General features: G+C 38.2%; 17 protein-coding genes. 9 read left to right on the top strand and 8 right to left on the bottom strand.

Annotated elements, in window-relative coordinates:
- The first annotated feature begins 14 nt into the window (after nt 1-14).
- The 6 genes from CIN_RS07455 (at nt 15) to CIN_RS07430 (ending at nt 8,474) form a co-directional block, all read left to right on the top strand.
- On the top strand, nt 15-1,646 hold the full coding sequence (locus CIN_RS07455; protein ID WP_040364190.1) for an NAD(P)-binding protein: 1,632 nt from the start codon (nt 15-17) through the stop codon (nt 1,644-1,646).
- 17 nt (nt 1,647-1,663) lie between these two features.
- Nucleotides 1,664-5,242: a pyruvate:ferredoxin (flavodoxin) oxidoreductase gene (nifJ, locus tag CIN_RS07450; RefSeq protein WP_040364189.1), complete on the top strand. Its 3,579-nt coding sequence runs from the start codon at nt 1,664-1,666 to the stop codon at nt 5,240-5,242.
- Nucleotides 5,243-5,426: 184 nt separating this feature from the next.
- Nucleotides 5,427-6,269, top strand: coding sequence for a Cof-type HAD-IIB family hydrolase (locus CIN_RS07445; RefSeq protein ID WP_008854463.1), 843 nt, complete (start codon nt 5,427-5,429; stop codon nt 6,267-6,269).
- A gap of 88 nt (nt 6,270-6,357) precedes the next feature.
- Nucleotides 6,358-7,125, top strand: coding sequence for a 6-phosphogluconolactonase (gene pgl, locus CIN_RS07440; protein WP_008854462.1), 768 nt, complete (start codon nt 6,358-6,360; stop codon nt 7,123-7,125).
- A 74-nt stretch (nt 7,126-7,199) separates the two neighbouring features.
- The gene (gene rpiA / locus CIN_RS07435) at nt 7,200-7,901 is read left to right on the top strand and encodes a ribose-5-phosphate isomerase RpiA (RefSeq protein WP_008854461.1); all 702 of its coding nucleotides are present in this window, start codon (nt 7,200-7,202) and stop codon (nt 7,899-7,901) included.
- A gap of 15 nt (nt 7,902-7,916) precedes the next feature.
- Complete coding sequence (locus CIN_RS07430) at nt 7,917-8,474, top strand: gluconokinase (RefSeq protein WP_008854460.1); 558 nt, start codon at nt 7,917-7,919, stop codon at nt 8,472-8,474.
- Here the strand turns inward: CIN_RS07430 and CIN_RS07425 are convergent.
- Both CIN_RS07425 and CIN_RS07420 read right to left on the bottom strand, forming a co-directional pair.
- Nucleotides 8,464-10,665, bottom strand: coding sequence for a TonB-dependent receptor (locus CIN_RS07425; protein ID WP_040364187.1), 2,202 nt, complete (start codon nt 10,663-10,665; stop codon nt 8,464-8,466). The two genes, CIN_RS07430 and CIN_RS07425, sit on opposite strands and share 11 nt — an antisense overlap.
- A gap of 78 nt (nt 10,666-10,743) precedes the next feature.
- The gene (locus tag CIN_RS07420) at nt 10,744-11,199 is read right to left on the bottom strand and encodes a DUF2946 family protein (protein WP_040364186.1); all 456 of its coding nucleotides are present in this window, start codon (nt 11,197-11,199) and stop codon (nt 10,744-10,746) included.
- 162 nt (nt 11,200-11,361) lie between these two features.
- On the opposite strand from CIN_RS07420, the gene CIN_RS07415 reads away from it, so the two are divergent.
- Nucleotides 11,362-12,180, top strand: a complete 819-nt coding sequence (locus tag CIN_RS07415; RefSeq protein ID WP_083813369.1) for an energy transducer TonB — start codon at nt 11,362-11,364, stop codon at nt 12,178-12,180.
- 7 nt (nt 12,181-12,187) lie between these two features.
- On the opposite strand, the gene CIN_RS07410 is transcribed toward CIN_RS07415, so the two are convergent.
- From CIN_RS07410 to CIN_RS07400, 3 genes are all read right to left on the bottom strand, one after another.
- A complete protein-coding gene (locus tag CIN_RS07410; RefSeq protein ID WP_008854456.1) occupies nt 12,188-12,796 on the bottom strand; it encodes an SCO family protein in 609 nt (202 codons plus the stop codon).
- A gap of 131 nt (nt 12,797-12,927) precedes the next feature.
- Entirely contained in the window at nt 12,928-15,711 is a 2,784-nt protein-coding gene (gene polA, locus CIN_RS07405; RefSeq protein WP_008854455.1) for a DNA polymerase I, read from the bottom strand.
- A gap of 23 nt (nt 15,712-15,734) precedes the next feature.
- Nucleotides 15,735-15,944: a zinc-finger domain-containing protein gene (locus tag CIN_RS07400; RefSeq protein WP_008854454.1), complete on the bottom strand. Its 210-nt coding sequence runs from the start codon at nt 15,942-15,944 to the stop codon at nt 15,735-15,737.
- A gap of 75 nt (nt 15,945-16,019) precedes the next feature.
- On the opposite strand from CIN_RS07400, the gene CIN_RS07395 reads away from it, so the two are divergent.
- On the top strand, nt 16,020-17,135 hold the full coding sequence (locus tag CIN_RS07395) for an alpha/beta fold hydrolase (protein ID WP_008854453.1): 1,116 nt from the start codon (nt 16,020-16,022) through the stop codon (nt 17,133-17,135).
- A gap of 150 nt (nt 17,136-17,285) precedes the next feature.
- Here the strand turns inward: CIN_RS07395 and CIN_RS11925 are convergent, their stop codons facing one another.
- The 3 genes from CIN_RS11925 to CIN_RS07380 form a co-directional block, all read right to left on the bottom strand.
- Entirely contained in the window at nt 17,286-17,522 is a 237-nt protein-coding gene (locus CIN_RS11925) for a hypothetical protein (protein ID WP_040364184.1), read from the bottom strand.
- 293 nt (nt 17,523-17,815) lie between these two features.
- Nucleotides 17,816-18,706: an ion channel gene (locus CIN_RS07385; protein ID WP_008854451.1), complete on the bottom strand. Its 891-nt coding sequence runs from the start codon at nt 18,704-18,706 to the stop codon at nt 17,816-17,818.
- A gap of 116 nt (nt 18,707-18,822) precedes the next feature.
- On the bottom strand, nt 18,823-19,758 hold the full coding sequence (locus CIN_RS07380; RefSeq protein ID WP_008854450.1) for an ion channel: 936 nt from the start codon (nt 19,756-19,758) through the stop codon (nt 18,823-18,825).
- Between the two features lie 166 nt (nt 19,759-19,924).
- Here CIN_RS07380 and CIN_RS07375 point away from each other — a divergent pair, with 166 nt between their 5' ends.
- Complete coding sequence (locus CIN_RS07375) at nt 19,925-20,803, top strand: AbiTii domain-containing protein (protein WP_008854449.1); 879 nt, start codon at nt 19,925-19,927, stop codon at nt 20,801-20,803.
- Nucleotides 20,804-20,819: the final 16 nt, after the last annotated feature.

Raw genomic sequence — 20,819 nt, 5'->3', positions numbered from 1 at the left:
AGGAGGTCATGTAAATGACAATCAAACAACAGGACATGAGTCCTCAAATAAATATGGAAAAAAAGGACTTCGCAGGTCCAGTTCGAACTGTATTACCTGTTTATAATCAACATTTACCTCCTTGTAATAATGCTTGTCCCGCTGGTGAAGATATTCAAGGGTGGCTTGCGTTGGCACAGGCTGGAAAATTTCAAGAGGCTTGGGAACATATTCTGATGAATAACCCAATGCCAGCAGTACATGGTCGCGCTTGCTATCATCCTTGTGAAGATTCATGTAACCGTGGTGATTTAGATGGTTCAGTTAGTATTCACGCTGTTGAGCGTTTTTTAGGTGACATGGCAAATGCTAGTGGTTGGAAAGTTCCTGTTGCTGAGAATAAAAACAGCAAACGTATTTTGATTATTGGTGCGGGTCCTGGTGGATTATCAGCAGCTTATCATTTGCGCCGTATGGGACATGAAGTTGAAATCAGAGAAGCATATTCTATTCCTGGTGGAATGATGCAATATGGTATTCCAGCTTATCGTTTACCTCGTGATATTTTACAACAAGACATTGAACGTATCAAAGAAATGGGCGTCAAAATTGTTTGTAATCACCGTGTTGACGATTTAGAAAAAGAAAAGCAAGAAGGTAACTTCGATGCTGTATTCTTAGGTATTGGTGCTGGTAAACCTTCTTTGTTAGATATTCCTACACAAGATGGTGCAGATGTTGTGTCTGCTGTTGAATTCTTACATGATGTCAGTGCTGGTAAAGAACCAAAAGTCGGTGCAAACGTATTGGTTTATGGTGCTGGTAATACGGCGATGGATGCGGCTCGTTCTGCATTTCGTATGGGTGCAAAGAACGTTACGATTATCTTCTTTTGGGATCGTCCTCATATGGAAGCGCATGATTTTGAAATCGTGGATGCTGATGCTGAAGGCACAAAATTTAAATGTATGAGCACGATTGCTTCGATTGAAAAGAATAAAGTTGTTCTTAGAAAAATGGTTGTTGGGGCGACAGGCCGTCCAGAACCTACTGAAGAATTCGAAGACATGCCAATGGATACGGTTATTATGGCATTGGGGCAACGCCCACAAAGTAGTTTCTTAGAAGTCGTGCAAGGGATTATCTTTAATCCAGATGGTACGATTGTTGTTGGTCCAGACATGATGACTGGCGCAGAAGGCGTTTTTGCAGGTGGTGATGCCATTCGTGGTCCACGTAGTGTTACAACGGCTGTTGGATTGGGTAAAAAAGCAGCACGCTTTATCAATGGATGGTTGAATGGGGAAGCTTACGTAGTGCCATCTAAAAATCCGATTTCTTATTACAAAGATTTACACTTACCTTTGCTTGGGGATACCCCTCAAACGATTCAAAAAGAACTTCCTGTAGCAGAACGTATTGCTTTTAAAGAAACTCTTATTGGTTTCTCTGAAAATGAAGCTGTGTATGAAGCACAACGTTGTTTGTCATGTGGTAACTGTTACGAATGTGATAACTGTTTGGCTGCATGTCCAGAGCAGGCATTAACGAAATTAGGGCCAGGAAATGGCTATGAAGTCAACATGGATCGTTGCACAGGATGTTCAGCTTGTTTTGAAACATGTCCTTGTCAAGCTATCGACATGGTTACGGAACATCAGGTTTAAGGTAAGGGAGAGAAACAATGTCTAAAACAATTATGGATGCAAACACAGCGGTTGCGCATATTGCATATCGTGTGAACGAGGTTTGCGCTCTTTTCCCTATCACGCCTTCTTCGCCAATGGCTGAAGATATCGATGCTTGGGCGGCTAAAGGGCTAAAAAATATTTGGGGGAATATCCCCGCGGTTCAGCAAATGCAAAGTGAAGGTGGTGCTGCGGGTACCGTTCATGGTGCGTTGCAATCAGGTGCATTAACCACAACATTTACAGCGTCTCAAGGGCTGTTATTGATGTTGCCAAATATGTATAAAATTGCTGGGGAATTGACTTCAACTGTATTTCACGTGGCAGCACGTTCTATTGCAACATCAGCTTTGTCTATCTTCGGTGATCATTCCGACGTGATGGCAGCTAGAATGACAGGGTTTGCTTCTCTTTGTTCTGCTTCTGTGCAAGAGGCACATGATTTATCTTTGATCGTTCATGCAGCAACCTTAAAAGCACGTGTTCCGTTTATTCATTTCTTTGACGGTTTCAGAACATCTCACGAATTAAATACACTCAATATGATTCCTGATGATGTCATTGAAAAGATGATCGATGATGATTTGGTGGCAGCGCATCGTAATCGTGCATTAAGTCCTGAAAATCCATTTATTCGTGGAACGGCACATAACCCAGATACATTCTTCCAAGCTCGTGAAGCGGTTAATCCATATTATAATAAAACAGCGGAAATCGTTGAAGAATATATGGCTCGCTTTGAAAAGCTTACTGGCCGTCATTATGATTTGGTTGAATATGTTGGTGATCCGAATGCAGAATATGTCATTATTCTGATGGGATCTGCAGCAGAAACAGCAGAGCAAACCGCAGAGATTTTGCGTCAGCAAGGTGAATCTGTTGGCGTGTTAAATGTTCGTTTATATCGTCCATTTCCAGCACAACAAATTTTGGCAGCGCTTCCAAAGACTGTGAAACGTATTGCTGTCATGGATCGTACCAAAGAATCTGGTGCGTTGGGTGAACCTTTATACCTTGATGTGATGGCAACACTTGCTGATGCAGTTTCTAGAGGGAACTGGCCATCTTTACCATTGATTATTGGTGGCCGTTACGGGTTGTCTTCTAAAGACTTTACCCCAGCAATGGTTAAAGCTGTTTATGATGAATTAAAAGTTGAAAGACCACGTCATGGCTTTACTGTTGGGATTAAAGACGATTTAACTCATAGCAGTCTTGATTATGATATCGGCTTTAATATCGAAAGTTCTGAAACCAAACGTGCGATGTTCTTTGGTCTTGGGTCTGATGGTACTGTTGGTGCGAACAAAAACAGTGTGAAAATTATCTCAGAAGATGTTGGGCAATATGCTCAAGGGTATTTTGTGTATGATTCACGTAAAGCAGGCGCACAAACCGTTTCTCATTTACGTTTTGGTAAAAATCCAATTAAAGCTGCGTATTTGGTGCAACAAGCTGACTTTGTTGGCTGTCATCAATTCCATTTCTTATATCGTCAAGATATTTTGGAAAATGCAGCAGAGAACGGAACATTCTTGTTAAATTCTCATTATAGTGCAGATGAAGTTTGGCAACATTTACCTCGTTTGACTCAACAACGTATTATTGAGAAAAAACTTAAATTCTTTGTTGTAGATGCGTCTAAAGTGGCTCAAGAAGTCGGTCTTGGAATGCGTACCAATACGATTTTGCAAACCTGTTTCTTTGCAATCTCTGGTGTGTTGCCTCGTGACGAAGCAATTGATTATATTAAAAAATCAATTCATAAAACTTATGCAGCTAAAGGCGATGCGATTGTTCAAAAGAACTATAAAGCAGTGGACGCAGCTTGTGATCACTTATTTGAAGTTAAAGTTCCAGAACATGCAACCAGTAACGTGGCTCAAGAAAATCCAGTTCCAGCAGATGCCCCTCAGTTCATTCATGATGTGATTGTTCCGATGTTCTCTGGACGTGGTGAAGATTTGCCTGTCAGTTTAATTCCTGCTGATGGAACATTCCCTTCTGGTACAGCTGCTTATGAAAAACGTAGCATTTCTGATTTTGTTCCAGAATGGCGTGAAGATCTTTGTATTCAATGTGGTCAGTGTGGTTATGTTTGTCCGCATAGTGTTATCCGTGCAAAAACTTATGATAAAAAAGAGTTGGATAGTGCACCAGATGACTTTAAAACCGCACCAGTGAATGCTCGTGGATATCCAAATACAAACTTTACTTTACAGTTTTATGTAGAAGATTGTACTGGATGTACTTTATGTGTAAGCGTTTGTCCTGCACGTAGTACGACAGAACCTGATGTCAGAGCGATTAACATGGTTGAAAAAGAAACTCTATTAGATCGTGAAAAACGTAATTTAGACTTCTTTAATACATTACCTGTCAATGATCGCAGTAAGATTAACTTCTCTAACGTTCGTGGTGTTCAGTTCCTTGAACCTTTATTTGAGTTCTCTGGCGCTTGTGCTGGCTGTGGTGAAACGCCATACCTTAAAGTGTTAACACAACTTTTTGGTGATCGTTTACAAGTTGCAAATGCAACAGGCTGTTCTTCTATTTATGGTGGGAATATGCCTGTAACACCTTGGGCTAAAAATGCCGAAGGTAAAGGTCCTGCATGGTCAAACTCTTTATATGAAGATAACGCTGAATTTGGATTAGGGTTCAGAGTTGCTGCAGATAAACAATTAGATGTTGCTTCAAGCCTATTGTTAAAGATGAAAGATCATGTTGGAGAAGAGTTGGTTAATGCAATTTTAACCTCTACTCAAGCTAAAGAGTCAGAAATCAGAGCACAACGTTTACGTGTTGGTGAACTGAAAACGAAGTTATCTCAAATTGATGATGTCAATGCAAAACGTTTATTAACCGTAGCAGATCATCTTATCCGCCGTAGCATTTGGATTGTTGGTGGTGATGGATGGGCTTATGATATTGGTTATGGCGGTTTGGATCACGTTCTAGCTTCTGGTCAAAATGTAAATATCCTTGTGATGGATACAGAAATGTATTCAAATACTGGGGGACAAGCTTCTAAGGCGTCACCATTTGGTTCTGTTGCAAAATTTGCATCTGGCGGTAAAGAAACTGTTCGTAAAGACTTGGCATTAATGGCGATGACCTACGATAACGTATATGTTGGACAAGTGGCTATGGGTGCAAACCCTCAACATACACTGGATGTTTTCCGTCAAGCAGAAGCCTATGATGGACCTTCTTTGATTATTGCATATAGTCATTGTATTGGCCAAGGGTTGGATATGCGTCAAGGATTGGTTCAACAAGGGTTGGCTACAGATTCTGGATATTGGCCTTTGTTTAGATTTGATCCAATGATGAGAAAAATTGGTAAAAATCCATTCCAATTAGACTCTCCAAAACCAACTATTCCATTAAAACAATATGCTGGTAATGAAATTCGTTACCGTAATTTGGCTCGTGTTCGTCCAAATGAAGCAGAACAAATGATGGATATGGCTCAACAAGCGGTTGTTCGTAAATATAAACAATATGAAGCGCTGGCTGCTATTGAAGGCAGTGAAGTTAATCCTGTCGTTTTTGGGCTTAAAACACATTAATTTGATTGTAAATTAAGCTCTAATGAAACCCTGCCATGAAAATGGTGGGGTTTTTTATTGATTGAATTAAAGCCTTCAGTGCTTACATAGAGTTTATAACGAATTTGTTTTTACCTAGAGACAGTTTTTATTTTCATGATAGGATAAACAAAACAAATTATTATATTTTGTTAAGGAGGACAGATTGAATTTAAGTCAGACAAATAAGAAAAAAGAAGCAACAGGAAAAGTAAAATTACTTGTTTCAGATATTGATGGAACATTGTTAACAGATGATAAAAGCTTAACACCAGAAACAGTTGCAGCTGCTCAAAAGTTAAAAGACGCAGGGATACATTTATGCTTGGTAAGCAGTAGAATGCCTCAAGGTATCCAAATGTTCTTTAAAGATCTTCATATTTTAACACCTTTTGGTGCTTTAAATGGTGGGGAGATTATCGGGAATAAAGGCGATGTCGTCTCTAGCCTAGCAATGAATACCCAAGATGCCCATGAAGTATGTGAGTTATTACAAAAGAATGACGTAAAAGCTTGGATTTTTGGTGGGTTTGATTGGGTTGCTTTTGATCTAAATGATCCTTTTCTTGCCCATGAAAAAGCAGTGGTTGGTGCTGATGTTGAGATTATTGATAGTATTCATCAGTATAAAAATAGAATTGTTAAAATCGAAGGTGTTTCGACAAATACAGCTTTATTGGATGAGCTTGCCGAGAAAATTAATCAAAAATATCCTGAAACCGTCAGAGCATTACGTTCATCCGATCATTATTTAGATATTACGCATCCCAAAGCAAATAAAGGGTTTGCAGCGGTTGAGTTGGGTAAGCAATATGGCATAGATATTTCTGAAATTGTCTGTATTGGCGATATGGATAATGATATTCCAATGCTGGAAATTGCAGGACTATCCATTGCAATGGGACAATCAACAGAACGCGTGCACCGTCATGCACATTTTCAAACGAAAAGTAATGAAGAAAATGGATGGGCTTATGCGGTAGAGCATTATATTCTACCTAGAGCGTAATAAGCTTTTATTTAATAGAACAAAGCGTTTATTTTCGCTATTATGGCATTTATTTTGATTTAAAGATGTATATTTATAAAGAGGATTGATGATGAGTGATAAAATAGAAAAAAATGGAGATAAAGGACATACAGCGCAAACAGGGTATGTACTTGTATTATCTGATGCAACGGCTCAGGCAGAATATTTGGCCAGTTCTATTTTACATCACGCAGAAGAAAAACAAGGGGAACCTTTGCGGATCGCACTATCTGGAGGTTCGACGCCAAAAAGATTATATGAGTTATTAGGTAGCTCTGAATATGCAGATCGTATGCCATGGGATAAAATTCATTTATTCTTTGGGGATGAGAGAATGGTTCCTCATACAGATTCAGACAGTAATTTTCATATGGTCAAAGAATCTTTGTTGGCTCATATTGATATTCCTTTCCGTAATGTGCATCCAATGCCAGTTTTGGATGATCCTGCAAAAGCAGCAGAGATTTATCAGGCTGAATTACAGGCCATTTATGGTTCTAAAACATTAGAAAAAGGAAAGCCTTTATTTGATATTGTTTTATTAGGTTTGGGTGGAGATGGTCATACAGCATCTTTATTCCCTGGCACCCCAGTTTTACAAGAAAAAGATAAATGGGTTTCTTGGAGCCAACCTTCTGATGCGCCTCATAAAAGAATGACATTAACGTATTCTGCGATTGCTTCCAGTCGTTTTGTGATGTTTGTGGTTAGTGGGGAAAGTAAAGCACAAATTATTCGTGAAGTGCGTGATGAAGACAAGCCTTATCCCTCTGCTGCGATTAAAACAGAAGGTGAGTTACATTGGATTCTTGATCGCGCTGCGGGCGGAGAATAAGTTATTAGGTAAATTCTCTATTGTTTCAGGTGAAAGAATAGAGAATTGACTGGGTAAGTTAATAGGAAGAGTAAATGAGTACAGATACAAGTCAAATAGAACTTTATAAACAGAAAGTCGGTGAAGTGGGTGCTTCTTTGGTGACTTCAGGAATGAAAGTTGGCTTAGGCAGTGGAAGTACTGCGGCTTGTGTTGTGCAGGCCTTGGGGAAACGTTGGCAAGAAGAAGGATTACGCTTTGTCGGTGTGCCTACTTCTATTGAAACAGCACATTTAGCACAATCTTTTGGTATTGAGTTAACGACGTTAGGTGCATGTCCTGAATTAGATTTAGATATTGATGGCGCTGATGAAGTAACGCGTCAGGGTTTTAATTTAATTAAAGGACTAGGCGGTGCGTTATTAAGAGAAAAAATCGTTCGTTATGCAGCAAAGAAATTCGTTGTTGTGGTTGATGAACGTAAAATGGTGGATCAGCTTGGTGATCATACGCCTGTTCCTGTAGAGGTTACCCCTTTTGGATGGGAAGCAACGGCAAAGCATCTTGAAAAGATTGGTGCAAAGATCAGTATTCGATTGAAAAAAGAGAGTAAAGATTTTTTCTTAACGGATGGTTCCAATATGATTTTGGATTGTAATTTTGGATTGATTACTGATCCTGCAAAACTAGAAAAAGAACTTAATTCAATCGTTGGTGTGATGGAGTGTGGATTATTCATTCATTGCACAGATGAAGTGTTAATTGCTGGTCATGATGGATTACATCATTTAAAATAAAATAGGAGCATGATAATGACCAAACCCATAGTCGATCTTTCTTTGATAAAACCGTCTTTATTGGTTGTGATGGGGGTTTCTGGCTGTGGGAAAAGTAAACTGGCAAAAGGATTACAGCAGCAATTAAACTGGCCTTTTCAAGAAGGGGACAGTTTACATTCCGAGCATAATGTTCAGAAAATGTCAGAAGGGATTCCTTTGACAGATGAAGATCGTTTACCTTGGTTGGGAAAATGTCATGATTGGTTAAAAGAACGTGAGACTACAGGGAATGGCAGTGGAATTTTAACTTGCTCTGCATTGAAAAAGAGTTATCGTGATCTTTTAAGAAAAGATATTCATGGTTCTTTTTATTTTATTTATATTCATGTGCCTCAGGATATTTTATTACAGCGTTTACAAAAACGAAAAGGGCATTTTATGCCTGCTAGCTTGTTATCTAGTCAACTAGAAACGCTTGATCCCCCGCATGCAGATGAGTCTTTTATTGAGGTTCTTGTGAAGAATGACCCGTTTGAAGAGGTGCTGCAAAAGATTTTGTATCAATTGCAGCAACATTCCATTAAAAGCTAGCGGTTAAAGCGACGTTGAACGAACGACCAATCCCAGGCAATGCTCTGACTTGGTTGTTGGCAATCAGATCACCAATAGATAAGCCTCCCATGGGAAGATAGTATTTCTTGTTCATGACGTTGTCGATGCTGCCATCAATACGGAACATATTCCATGTATAGCTTGTGCCAATATTTAACAAGATATAACCAGGTGTTTTTGGCTCACGGCGTAATGGATCGGTTAGCCCTTTTGCATTGACAAACTCGCCCTCAATACGTCCACTCCATGCACCAATATATTGATTCAGGCTTAAGGTGCCATTGACTGGCATCATATGATATAGATTGGTATGATTGGTTAAATCAGTGCCTCTAACCCAATTCAGATTGGCTCGTAAAACGCCTTTTCCAAATTTTTTATCATTCCAAACATTATACGTGCCAACAGAGTTTACCCCATATAGTTGGGCATTATGATTGGCAAATTGCAGCATTGAAACTGTTGTGCCACCACGACCAGACATGCTGCCCAGATAGTTGACGTTAATATAGTGATGAATATAAGTGTAATAAGGTTGAATTTTTAATTCCCAAATTTCTTGTTGAACATCATGGAAATTGAAACTGGTGCTAATGGTATTGGCAATTTCTGGTTTTAAGTTAACATTCCCGACATATCCATTGCCATCTCCGAACCAGCCAACCATTTTTGTTGCCATGGCTGTTGTTCCCCAAGAATAACGTTCATAAAGATTGGGTGAACGCGTTTTGCGAGCATACCCAGTTTCCCATGTTAAATGAGGATCCAGTTTCCAACGTAATAGAGCTGTGACATCAAAATTGACGTCTGTTTTTCCACGGTTGGCACTATTAAAACGATCTATTGCAGTGCGCTCAGCTGCATTCATGCCTGTTAAGCCTTGATAACCAGAAACTTGCCCTGTATTCATCATCACAACATCATTTCTGACGCCAAGCAATGTCGTTACTTTATGGTTCCATTGTGTTTCGAGCTCTGCATAGGTTCCTACACGATTGCGGTGGCCATTATTAATATTGTGATAGGTATTAGGCCCCATCATCATGCTGCCTTGTAGGGGAGGCCACCAATCATTTAAAGTGTAATAAGCAAATTCATTTCCGATACGGAGGGTGTTTTTATCATCTAAATAAACACTGCCTTTGATATCATATCCTGCTAAACGTCCAATATTATTCATGGGCATGCCTGTTGTCGCAGTATGTCCGCCTTTATCTCTCAGCATATTCATGACGTGTGTCACACGTTGCCAATAGCCACGAGCCTCCAATGTTCCCCAATCAAAATCACCTTTATATTTTCCATTAATAAATACTGATTGATTCTTTGTCATATCCATATAGGCATTGGGAAAACCTTCATAAGGTGTATCTGTTTGCCCTATATTTAAAGATAAGACGTGGTTATCTTTTTTATAGGCTAAGGTAACGTCATGATTGAACATTTTATATTGGGTAGAATTTACTTTTCCACCACCAGCACCTGCGTGATAATCTCTTGATTGAGACCACCCCCCATTATATCGAATGCTGAGATGATCATTAGCAACGGTAGTATCTCCAGAAACGCCTACTCCTTTGCCGTTGCTATGAAAAAAACTAGAAACTTGACTAGTAACAATGATTTTATCTTTTTTCTTTGAGAAAACAGGGGATTTGCGTTCAATGTCGATGGTTCCTGCGGTGCTGTCTCCTCCTAAACTGACAGGGGAGATCCCAGCCATGATGTTCACAACAGAAACATCGTGTGGGTTAAGATAGGAAAGCGCAGGATTCATATGGTTAGGACAATCTCCAGTAATCCGCATACCATCGATAACGGTGGCAACGCGATCATCTGCCATTCCATTTAAAACAGGCAAAGAGGCAATACGACCTGATTTATACAGACTAACCCCCATTTGGTTTTCTAATAATGCACCTGTATCGGGACTATTATTAACAATGTCTTTAAGCTGATCTGCTTTTAAAAGCGTGCTGCCAGGTGTAATTTCTGTTGGATCATCCGATACATCATCTGCATTAATATTAATGGCAGGAATAGGCTGCGTTGTATTTGAAGATACAGCTTGAGAAGACGGTGTTTCTGCTGCCAAAGAGGGGGCCGCGTGAATAAAGAAAACAGAGAGCAGTAACGAGAGTTTATAGCTCGAGCGTGGAGAAGAGAACATTATTTGACTCTGATATAAAATAGACAAAAATAGAGTAAGTTGCTTTTCTTAACTGATTGAAGAAAAGCCAAGTCAGAATCAAAGAATGGGCGGTGCTCTAGGGGGGTGGTTATTTGTTAAAACCGTGGGTGGTGCTTGAGAGAAATAGGCTTTCATTTGATACGCAATGATTGCCACACTAAGAACGGGTAACTCTGGGTTTCCTGATAATAAAGGCGTAGGTAATGCAAAGCTGGTACATAGAGGGCATAAAACCATTCCATGCTGAGACTTCTGATGATGGTCTTGCTTGGTTTCTTTGCTAGGCTGCATATTGCTCATATGCATGCACTCATCCATATTCATTGGAGTAACAGAAGCCGAGCTCTCACCCATCATCATTGGGCAATGCCACCAATTGCTGAAAGTTAATGGTGCCATTAGCAATTGAAGGATAAACAGAGTCAATACGACATAAATAGCGTATAAAGAACCAGAATGATGGTTTTTATTTCTATTTTGTATCCAATTAATATGTAAATTAAGAGGCTGCATTGACAATCTTGTTTTATATAATGTGTTTCTTTTCTGGTGAAAAAGGATAGAGTTGTCAAATATGTTTTTCTTGAAATAGAAGAATTGCTTTATTAGTGTGGCAGGTATATCAACAAAGCAGTGAATAAAGTGCATAAATGAATATGATTGCAAAATAATACGATGAAACAGGAACCGATTTTACCGTCAATAGATGTTTTGGATATGCCTGTTCCCTCATCACGTATGGTGCCTATATTAACGAAGATAGGTTCCGGTCGTTTGGTGGGGGATGGTTTTGTTGCTATTATATTGCATGGTTTTTGTTTGTTGATTGCTTTTTGGTGTATGGATATTCCTAAGCATGATAATCCTTTGCACTCTACGGTAGAGGTTGCTTATGAAGTGCCGGAGGCGTTACCTATTCCAGAAGAAGCTGCTTCGTTACCAGACACGTTTCAGAATGAACCTCAAGCCCCAGAGTTAGAGCAACCTAGTGTTTCAGAGCCTTTGCCTCAAACAGATTCTATCGCACCTTTAGCTGTTATAAAGTCTCAACCTGTTATCAGAGAAAAAATATCTACCCATTCACAGTCATCAGAGCATACAGAGACAAACAAAGCTTTACATCCAGCAGCCTCTCAGACCGCACAATCAACAATGCAACCGTCAACAACGATGACTGCGCATTCTGCTCAACCATCCAGTAAAGCTCTGACCGCAGCGCAGCGATGTAGCGGTTTACCTAAAAATTATCCTATGCCTATGGCTGCACGTAGGCGACATGAGGAAGGGGTTGTTAAGGTGAGTTATCAACTATTACCTGATGGACAAGTTCAGAAAGTTGAAGTTGTTGAAAGTAGTGGTTTTTTTGATTTGGATCGTGCTGCGGTAAGTGCTGTGCAAACGATTAAATGTCAGGCTGCACCAGGACAGCCTGTAATAAAAACCAACGTACCTGTTAATTTTTCGTTAAATAAGAAAAATCAACAGGCGGAATAGTTAGTATTTATTGAATAATATGATTTAAGGTTTGAGCGATTGCTTCTGCAGATTCAGAAACAGGAATAGAACGTTCATATTTTCCTGTGGGGCTCATTAAAATAAATTGATCAAAAGGGTCGATCAATTTTGTCTTTTCAGTGGCTTGAACTGTTTTTACGGGAACATGATATAAAATAGAAATGTCACGGATAGCCAGTTCTCCGCCAGATAATGCAATGATTTTATTATTAAAAGGTTTCATATAATACATTAACCGTTCTGGTGTATCATATTGACTGTCAAAGGAAATAAAAATAGGAACAAATTTGGTCGCTTTTTGACCGAGTAATTCTGTTACTTTGCCTATTTTGTCGAGAGTTTGGCTACAAGCATCGTGTAAACAACGAGAGGCACCAAAATACATCAGCATCCAACGGCCTCTGAAACTGCCATTACTAACGACATTTCCAGAAGGGCTGAGTAATTGGAAGCCTCCACCAATTGTTGCGGTTTGTTGAGGAGGCGTTTGTATTGCATTTTTGGTATAAAAAATTCCAAAAGCACCAGCAGCTAAAGCGATAACAACTACAATTGAAATCATTATCAATAAAGGTGTTTTGTTTTTTTGTGTCATTGAACTTACTTGATTTGCTTACTTGTGAATAAGAGGACTGTGTAGGTGGTTAATTTGCTCTATCTGTTACTTTTTGTAAAGGAATGATCAATGACCATTCCTTTAAAGGTAATTTCAGATTTTTTGTTAAACTAATGCGCTTCTGACCAATTTTTACCAATCCCTGCTTCTACGACTAATGGGATAGAAAGTTGAACAGTTTTTTCCATCACTTCTTTGGCTAATTTAACCAGCTTTTTCGCATCTTCTTCTTTAACTTCGAATAAGAGTTCATCATGAACTTGCAATAACATTTTTGCTTGTAATGCTTGTTCTTTAATGGCTTGATTCATGTCTAACATTGCACTTTTGATAATATCAGCAGCGCCACCTTGTAGTGGGGCATTAATGGCTTGACGCTCAGCATAAGCACGTTGAGGGCCTTTGGCTGTTTGAATCCCTGAAACCCAACATTTTCGACCAAATGGAGTCAATACATATCCGTTTTCTTTGGCTTCCTCTTGGGTGGTTTGCATATAGGTTTTGATTTCAGGATAGCGTGCAAAATAGGTATCAATATATTGTTTTGCAACACCTGCGGAAACGCCTAATTGTTTACCTAATCCAAAAGCACTAATTCCGTAAATAATACCAAAGTTAATTGCTTTTGCTTGACGACGAACCAGAGGATCCATTCCTTCAATCGGAGTATTAAAAACCTCCGATGCAGTTCTGGCGTGAATATCTTCCCCATGAATAAAGGAATTTTTGAGTTGAGGAATATTCGCAACGTGGGCTAATAAACGGAGTTCAATTTGAGAGTAATCTGCTGAGACTAAAACATGGCCAGGGGCAGCGATAAACGCAGCTCTGATTTTCCCACCTTCCTCACTACGAATAGGAATATTTTGTAAGTTTGGATCGGTTGAAGATAAACGTCCTGTAACGGTTCCAACCATATTAAAGCTGGTATGAACACGACCTGTTTTGGGATTGATTTGTTCAATTAGGGCGTCTGTGTAAGTAGATTTTAGTTTGGCAAGCTGTCTCCAGGCCAAGACTTGATCTGCAATGGTATGGCCTTTATCACTGAGTTCTTGTAGGACTTTGGAATCTGTCCCCCAAGCGCCAGTTTTCATTCTTTTTCCGCCTGGTAAATCCATTTCATCAAAGAGGACTTCACCTAATTGTTTAGGAGAAGCAACATTAAATTCTTTTCCTGAAATTTGATGAATTTCTTTTTCTTGCACAGCCATTTTTTGGCTAAATTCTTCTGATAATGATCGCAACAAGTCTGGATTAATTAAAATTCCATCTTGCTCCATTTGCGTTAGCACACGGATTAAAGGGCGTTCCATTTCTTCATAAAGACTTAATACTTGTAAAGAGCGCATCTCTGGAGCTAACAATAACCATAAACGCAACGTCACATCTGCATCTTCTGCTGCATAAGTGGTGGCTTTATCGATGGCTACTTGTTCAAAGGTAATGCGTTTACGACCAGTTCCAGTAACTTCATCATAAGAAATATTTTGATGATTGAGGTGAAGTTGTGCCAACTCGTCCATATTATGACGATGTTTTCCTGCTGCCTCAACATAAGAGATCATCATGGTATCATCATAAGGCGTAGGGATGGGAAAGCCATTATGTTGGAAAACTAGAAAATCATATTTGGCATTATGGAATATTTTCAAAACAGATGGATCTGTGAAAAGAGGCGTAAAAGCGCTAATTAACTCGGCTACAGGGAGTTGTTGCGTGCTTTGTTCTTCAAACAGATTATCTTGTTGATGTGCAATAGGGATATAACATGCTTTCCCTGGAGCAACAGCCATTGAAATTCCGACAATATTAGCCTGTAAAGCGTTTAAGTTGTCTGTTTCTGTATCAATGGCACAATAATGAGTGGCTTGGGCTAGCTTGATCCATTGCTGTAATTGTTCAATAGAAAAAATAGTTTCATAATTCTCGTAAGCAGGAGAGAAAATATGAGAATGATCTTTTGATTCTTCTTGTGATGTTGGTGTAATGCTGTTGGATGTAGAGGTTGGTTTAGAAGGTGTAACCTGTCCTTTTGCATAACGTGCCAGAATAGAGCGGAATCCTCGTTCTTGCATCCATTCAATTAACGGTTCTTCTTCTGCGTCACAACATCCTAATTCATCAATTGGAGTGGGTAGTTCCAAGTCATCTTTTAATTGCACAAGCTGATAAGAAATACGTGCATTTTCTTGATGCTCGTCTAAATTGTCTCGGCGTTTAGAAGCTTTCATCGTTGGAATAGCCGTCAGCACTTTTTCTAAATCACCATATTCGTTGATGAGTGCTGCTGCTGTTTTTGGGCCAATCCCAGGAACACCAGGCACATTATCAACAGAATCCCCCATCAGTGCTTGCAGAGAAATCATCTTTGATGGTTCAACACCGAATTTTGCAATAACTTCAGGTTCACGGATTATTTTTTCTTTGATAGGATCTTGCATACACACATGGTCATTGACCAGTTGCATTAAATCTTTATCAGAGGAAATAATCGTACATTGCCCACCAGCTTTGACCATTGCTTTGGCATAACTGGCAATTAAGTCATCAGCTTCCCAGCCAGCCATTTCAATAGTTGGTAATCCCAATAAACGAGAAGCCTCTTTGACCAAAGCAAATTGAGGGATTAGCTCTTCTGGTGGAGGGGGGCGTTGTGCTTTATAGGCAGGGTAAATGTCATTACGAAAAGTTTTTCTTCCGGCATCAAAAATCACCGCCATATGGCTGGCTGTACGTTCACGGATGATCTTCATCATCATGTTTGTAAACCCATAAACCGCATTTACAGGGGTTCCTGAAGGATCAAACATTAAAGGAATACCGTGAAAGGCACGAAAGATAAATCCTGATCCATCGACCAAGATAAGGTGTTTTTCTGCAGAAGATGACATGGGGTAAGGTCTATATTTACAATTTAGCTATTATCAGATTGTTCTTGAAAAATAAAAGTTTTAGAGCAGTAAGGACAAACAGCTTTTCCTTCTTTGAGTTTTAGAAAAACACGAGGGTGTCCTAAAGCAGAGTTTGGATTATGTCCGCTACAAGAAACTGTTTTATCATTGGTATAAACAGTTTCAAACTGTCCGCGTTGTGGAGTAGAGGTAGAAGATTGTTCGGTTTTCATTAAAATATCCTTGTTTATTATCAAAAGAAACGTCAATACTGAAACCATTCGTTTGTTTCAAGACTGAGTATCCCAATGAGAATTTCAAATCGATCCTTTTTAACATATTTCTATCGTGCTTGCTTCTCTTTTATAGCGGGATATACGTTTTTTAGTGGAAGCTTATATTCAGCACATGCAGAAACAGTAGTAAGTCATATTGAGATTCCTAAACAGACAGTCAATGATCCTTATGCGAAATATAAGATTTTTATTCCAGCAAATGATTGGTTTACATTATCAGATGGCGCAAAAATCCCTGTTAGAGTATGGCGGGCACCACATCAGCAAATGATTATGTTGGCTTTGCATGGGTTTAATGATAGTCGCGATGCTTGGGAAGATTCAGCACGTTATTTTATAGATCAAGGCATTACGATTATTTCCCCTGATCAACGAGGATTTGGGGAGGCACCATTGCGTGGATCTTGGGCGGGAACAGATCGGATGGTGCAGGATATTATTGAAGAAACAAATCTTTTAAAGAAACGTTACCCAAATACGCCGATTTATTTAATGGGGGAAAGTATGGGGGGATCGTTATTAATGTGTTTAGCAGCTCGTCCTGATGCGCCGCCTGTGAATGGCTATATTTTATTAGCACCAGCAGTGTGGGGGCCTAAACAAATAGGCGTTATTGGTGATCTTTCTTTGCAGTTTTTAAATGCTGTGGTTCCAAATTGGGAGTTAAGTCCTAAAAATGCACCTGTAAAAGTGGTGGCAAGTAATAATCAAGAATCGCTTATTCGTTTATATTTCGATCCATTATCTCTACATAATGCAAAGGTTAAAGCACTTTATGGATTGGTTGGTTTGATGGGGGAAGCCGTAAAGTCTGCACCTTCCGTGCGATATCCAATTTTGGTGATTTATGGAGATCGAGATCAACTGGTTCCAGCCAAAGCCATGAAACATGCTTGGGCTTCTTTTCCAAAATGGGTTCGGAAAGATTATATTCCTGTAGGGTATCATTTATTATTAAGGGATAAGAATAGAGAGCTCGTTGCGCAAGATATCATTAGTTGGATGAAAGACCCAGATCAGTGGTTACCCTCTGGGGGAGACGCTGCGACGGCTGCTTGGATGTCTGTGCTTGGCGATGGAAAAGTTCCCTTTTTCATGCCAAGTCAGATGGATAATATAGTTAAATAAAAAGTTCTTTAGCTAATAATATGTCATCAATTTATTCGTATGCATTTAAAAGGTTGTAGTATCTAAATAATTATTACAACCTTTTAAATTAAAGACCAGATTATATAAATGAATGTTCAGATAGTGTTTTACTTTTATAGAGTTAGAGTATTATTGCGCGTATTTATTTTGGAAGTAACTACCAATATTTTGACCAATTTGAGCCCAGCTTTGACCGCTTGCTAAACCTTGACCAATGATGTTTGCTTTTGCAGTAGCATCAATAGCATTGTTGTTATTATTATTATGGTTGTTGTTATTATTATTATGGTTGTTGTTATTGTTACTATGGTTGTTATTATGTCCGCCAGCAACCATTTTGCTTTCAGCAATATTTAATAATTTCATCTTAAATTTATCCTTAAAAATATTTATTCGACGTTTAAAAAATCATTTATATATTTAGTCTATGAAGCTAACTTTGATTATAAAAATGGTAAAAATATGACGATTTCGTATCGAAATAAGGCATTGCTGTGGCAATTTCGTATTGAAATATTCTGATTATCAAGATAACAATAAGGTAATATATATTTAACTATTTGTTTATATTTATTTTTCTTTAATATATTTTTGTCAAAGTATTATCATGGTTAATAATAATTTTTTGACTTTTATTCTTATATTGTAGGTTATAAAAATTAATCTGATGAAGAGGATATTGGCTTCATCTTGTTAAAGTTATCCATATTGATAAAAACGATATTGCTCTGTTTTTCACACGATAATGGTTCGAATTGATAATTGTCATAAACATTACGGAAATTATAGACATGATAACAGAAAATCATTTGTCCTGTACCTTCATCTAATCCTGTAATTTTAATGGCAATTTCAGAGTGTTGTCGTCGTAAATCATCAAGATCATGTTTAAATAGAGGACTAAATTCATCAATGATATGATTGAGTTCAAAAGTAACCTTAAAAATGGGAATGCGATCTTGTATGAGAGGCAAGTTTACAATTTTACGATAGATTCTATTCTGAGCATCTTGATGGAAAGAGCATAAATATGCTTGGATTGTGACGTCTAACAAAGGGGTTTTGCGTCCATTTGCAATACGCATATCTAATGAGCGCGCGTTATTATCGGTAGAGATAACAGCATGGTTTGAGAAAACGATTTTAGACATAGGCTTTGCAAAGCGTGCAAACATTAGTCCTGTTGATAAGGCATTGACAATAATACCAAAGGTAATTTCAATTGATGAGATAATATTGGCAAAATCACCGTTGGGTGCAATGGAGCCATAACCAACCGTAGACATTGTTTGGATACTGAGGAAAAGCGCATCAATAAAGCGACCTTTGCTATTAGTGACTTCGTCGGGGAATAAAGAGTATAAAAGTGCAAAGCCAAGATTCATGACTAAGAATAAAAGTACATAAGAGGCAATAAATTTTCGCCAACTGACCGTCAAAGCAGAATGATAAAAGTCGTGGATCACTCGATAAGAAAGGCCAGAGGCAACAACTTTCTCATGAATACTACTATCTGCCAGTAAATGGGGTCTAAGTGGTTTTTTATTCATAGTGATTTAATCATTCAGTATTTTGTAGAGTATCAAAATAACAGTTTAGCTTTGAAAATATAGATATTATGGATCTTGATGAAATTCTAGTTATAAAATAATTTACATGGCCTTCATCATTTATTTGTAGAAGTATCTATAGTGGTATTTACAGAGGGCTCAATGGGCTGATGGGAACGATCAGGTTGTATTTCATTAAAGTTTGTCATGTTAACAAAAATGCGGTTGTCATTTTGGTTACAGTCTAATTCTTTAAAGCTGGAATACATTGCTACTTGTTCTGGATCATAGATATTATAACAATACATTGATTGGCCTGTTGCCTCATCAATACCTGTAATGTTGACAGAAATAACTGTATTGGTTTTTTTTAATCCTTCTTTTGTTTTATGGTATAAAGGGCTTGTCTCATTAATAATATGATTAGCCTCAAATAACACTTTTAAAACAGGAATGCGATCTTGGGTCAAAGGTAGATTTTCTACTCTGGTGCAAACACGTCCTTGCTCATCTTTATGAAAAGAGCAAAGAGAGACTTCGACGGATACATTTAACATGACCGTTTTTCTGCCATTTGCGACGCGAATATCTAATGAGGAAACGCCATTATGAGACGAAATAACAGCATGTTCTGCAAAGATAATTTTGGAGATGGGCTTGGCAAAACGTGCAAAGATTAATCCTGTTGATACTGCGTTTAAAATCATACTGAAGGTAATTTCAACGGATGAAATAAAGTTAGAGAAATTACCATTGGGGGAAATAGATCCATAGCCGACGGTTGACATGGTTTGGATGCTGAGGAAGAAGGCGTCTAATATTCGATTAGTGCTATTATTAATGGCATGTGGAAAGATGGCATAAAAAAAAGCAAAGACAACATTGGTGAATAAGAAGATTAAAATATAAAAAACGATAAATCTTCGCCAAGAAATTGTTAGCGCAGCATGATAGCAATCATGAAGGAATTTATAGGATAACCCAACAACAGTAATTTTTTCATCGATTGTATTATTGGTGAGTAAATGTGGTCTTATTTTTTTATGTTTCATGATGTGTTAATGATTGCTGAAGTAAGAATAAAATAGATGGTGTGACCTTACCTTGAAAAAGACCTAAAAGACAATTTTAACTTTGAGAACTTGAAGAAAAATTGAGTTTACTGATGATGTTATGATAAAATAACGAATTATTGTATTAGGAATAAGCATCACGACTATGAAAGCGATTATAGAGTTACAAAAGCAAGCTATGGATTCATCAACGGATATTGTTGAGTTGGTAAAGTATGCTTATGCGATTGCTTGTAAACTTGATCTGCAAGATTTTGCAGATTGGTGTAATGCTGAGCTTGAGGGTTATACTGAACATTGTGAAGTTTCTCTACCAGAATATAGATGTGTAGATGGTACACTAAAGGTTTCTTCTATGAATGGTAGGACAGAGCGTTACTCTTTTTCTGATGCTGATAAAACCTCTCGTTTATCAAGGATGGGTTTCCCAAATGATATTTCATCTTTGATAAAAATCATCGAAGGAGCAGAGCAAGGTAAATGGATATCTGCAAAACTGAGCCCGAAATTAGAACAATCGATTGTAGATGATCCTGAGTATATATTTGCTATAGAAGCATATTTAGAGGTTCATATATCTGAATTGGAAAAAATTTTTTCTAAGATAAGAAAAATTATTTTAGATTGGACTCTAAACTGCGAAAAACAAGGAGTTCTAGGAGACGAGTGGATATTTACAGATAAGGAAAAAGCAATGGCACAAAATATTACTTATAATATTGGCTTAGTTCAAAATATGGCCAATCATAATACAGAGAGCACGATTAATCAGACGGCTCAGAATATATCTGTGACTAAAGGAGATTTACAGTCTTTAGTCAATTTTCTAAGTGATAAGGGAATTAGCAAATCAGAGATTCAAGAGTTCAAAGAGATTATCGATATTGAACCGAATATTACCGTGGATGGAATACAGAATAGTAAAATTCAGCAATGGCTTGGTAAAATTGCAGTTGGAGGCAGCTTGGTTGCCAAAGGCGTAGCAATTGATGTCATTGTAGAAGCAATCAAACAATTCTTTTAAAGGTTGATTGCTAGAT

It is taken from the genome of Commensalibacter intestini A911 (genome assembly GCF_000231445.1).
GTDB lineage: Bacteria > Pseudomonadota > Alphaproteobacteria > Acetobacterales > Acetobacteraceae > Commensalibacter > Commensalibacter intestini.
Note: the sequence above shows the minus strand (reverse complement) of the source record. Positions and strands in the feature narration are given on the sequence as shown.

Bases quoted from the DNA above. Each gene is read 5' to 3' on its own strand.
- CIN_RS11925 (WP_040364184.1), bottom strand. From the start codon at position 17,522: ATGAAATTATTAAATATTGCTGAAAGCAAAATGGTTGCTGGCGGACAT.
- CIN_RS07415 (WP_083813369.1), top strand. From the start codon at position 11,362: ATGAAACAGGAACCGATTTTACCGTCAATAGATGTTTTGGATATGCCT.
- CIN_RS07385 (WP_008854451.1), bottom strand. From the start codon at position 18,706: ATGAATAAAAAACCACTTAGACCCCATTTACTGGCAGATAGTAGTATT.
- pgl (WP_008854462.1), top strand. From the start codon at position 6,358: ATGATGAGTGATAAAATAGAAAAAAATGGAGATAAAGGACATACAGCG.
- CIN_RS07400 (WP_008854454.1), bottom strand. From the start codon at position 15,944: ATGAAAACCGAACAATCTTCTACCTCTACTCCACAACGCGGACAGTTT.
- CIN_RS07425 (WP_040364187.1), bottom strand. From the start codon at position 10,665: ATGTTCTCTTCTCCACGCTCGAGCTATAAACTCTCGTTACTGCTCTCT.
- CIN_RS07430 (WP_008854460.1), top strand. From the start codon at position 7,917: ATGACCAAACCCATAGTCGATCTTTCTTTGATAAAACCGTCTTTATTG.
- CIN_RS07455 (WP_040364190.1), top strand. From the start codon at position 15: ATGACAATCAAACAACAGGACATGAGTCCTCAAATAAATATGGAAAAA.
- CIN_RS07375 (WP_008854449.1), top strand. From the start codon at position 19,925: ATGAAAGCGATTATAGAGTTACAAAAGCAAGCTATGGATTCATCAACG.
- nifJ (WP_040364189.1), top strand. From the start codon at position 1,664: ATGTCTAAAACAATTATGGATGCAAACACAGCGGTTGCGCATATTGCA.
- polA (WP_008854455.1), bottom strand. From the start codon at position 15,711: ATGTCATCTTCTGCAGAAAAACACCTTATCTTGGTCGATGGATCAGGA.
- CIN_RS07380 (WP_008854450.1), bottom strand. From the start codon at position 19,758: ATGAAACATAAAAAAATAAGACCACATTTACTCACCAATAATACAATC.
- CIN_RS07395 (WP_008854453.1), top strand. From the start codon at position 16,020: ATGAGAATTTCAAATCGATCCTTTTTAACATATTTCTATCGTGCTTGC.
- CIN_RS07410 (WP_008854456.1), bottom strand. From the start codon at position 12,796: ATGACACAAAAAAACAAAACACCTTTATTGATAATGATTTCAATTGTA.
- rpiA (WP_008854461.1), top strand. From the start codon at position 7,200: ATGAGTACAGATACAAGTCAAATAGAACTTTATAAACAGAAAGTCGGT.
- CIN_RS07420 (WP_040364186.1), bottom strand. From the start codon at position 11,199: ATGCAGCCTCTTAATTTACATATTAATTGGATACAAAATAGAAATAAA.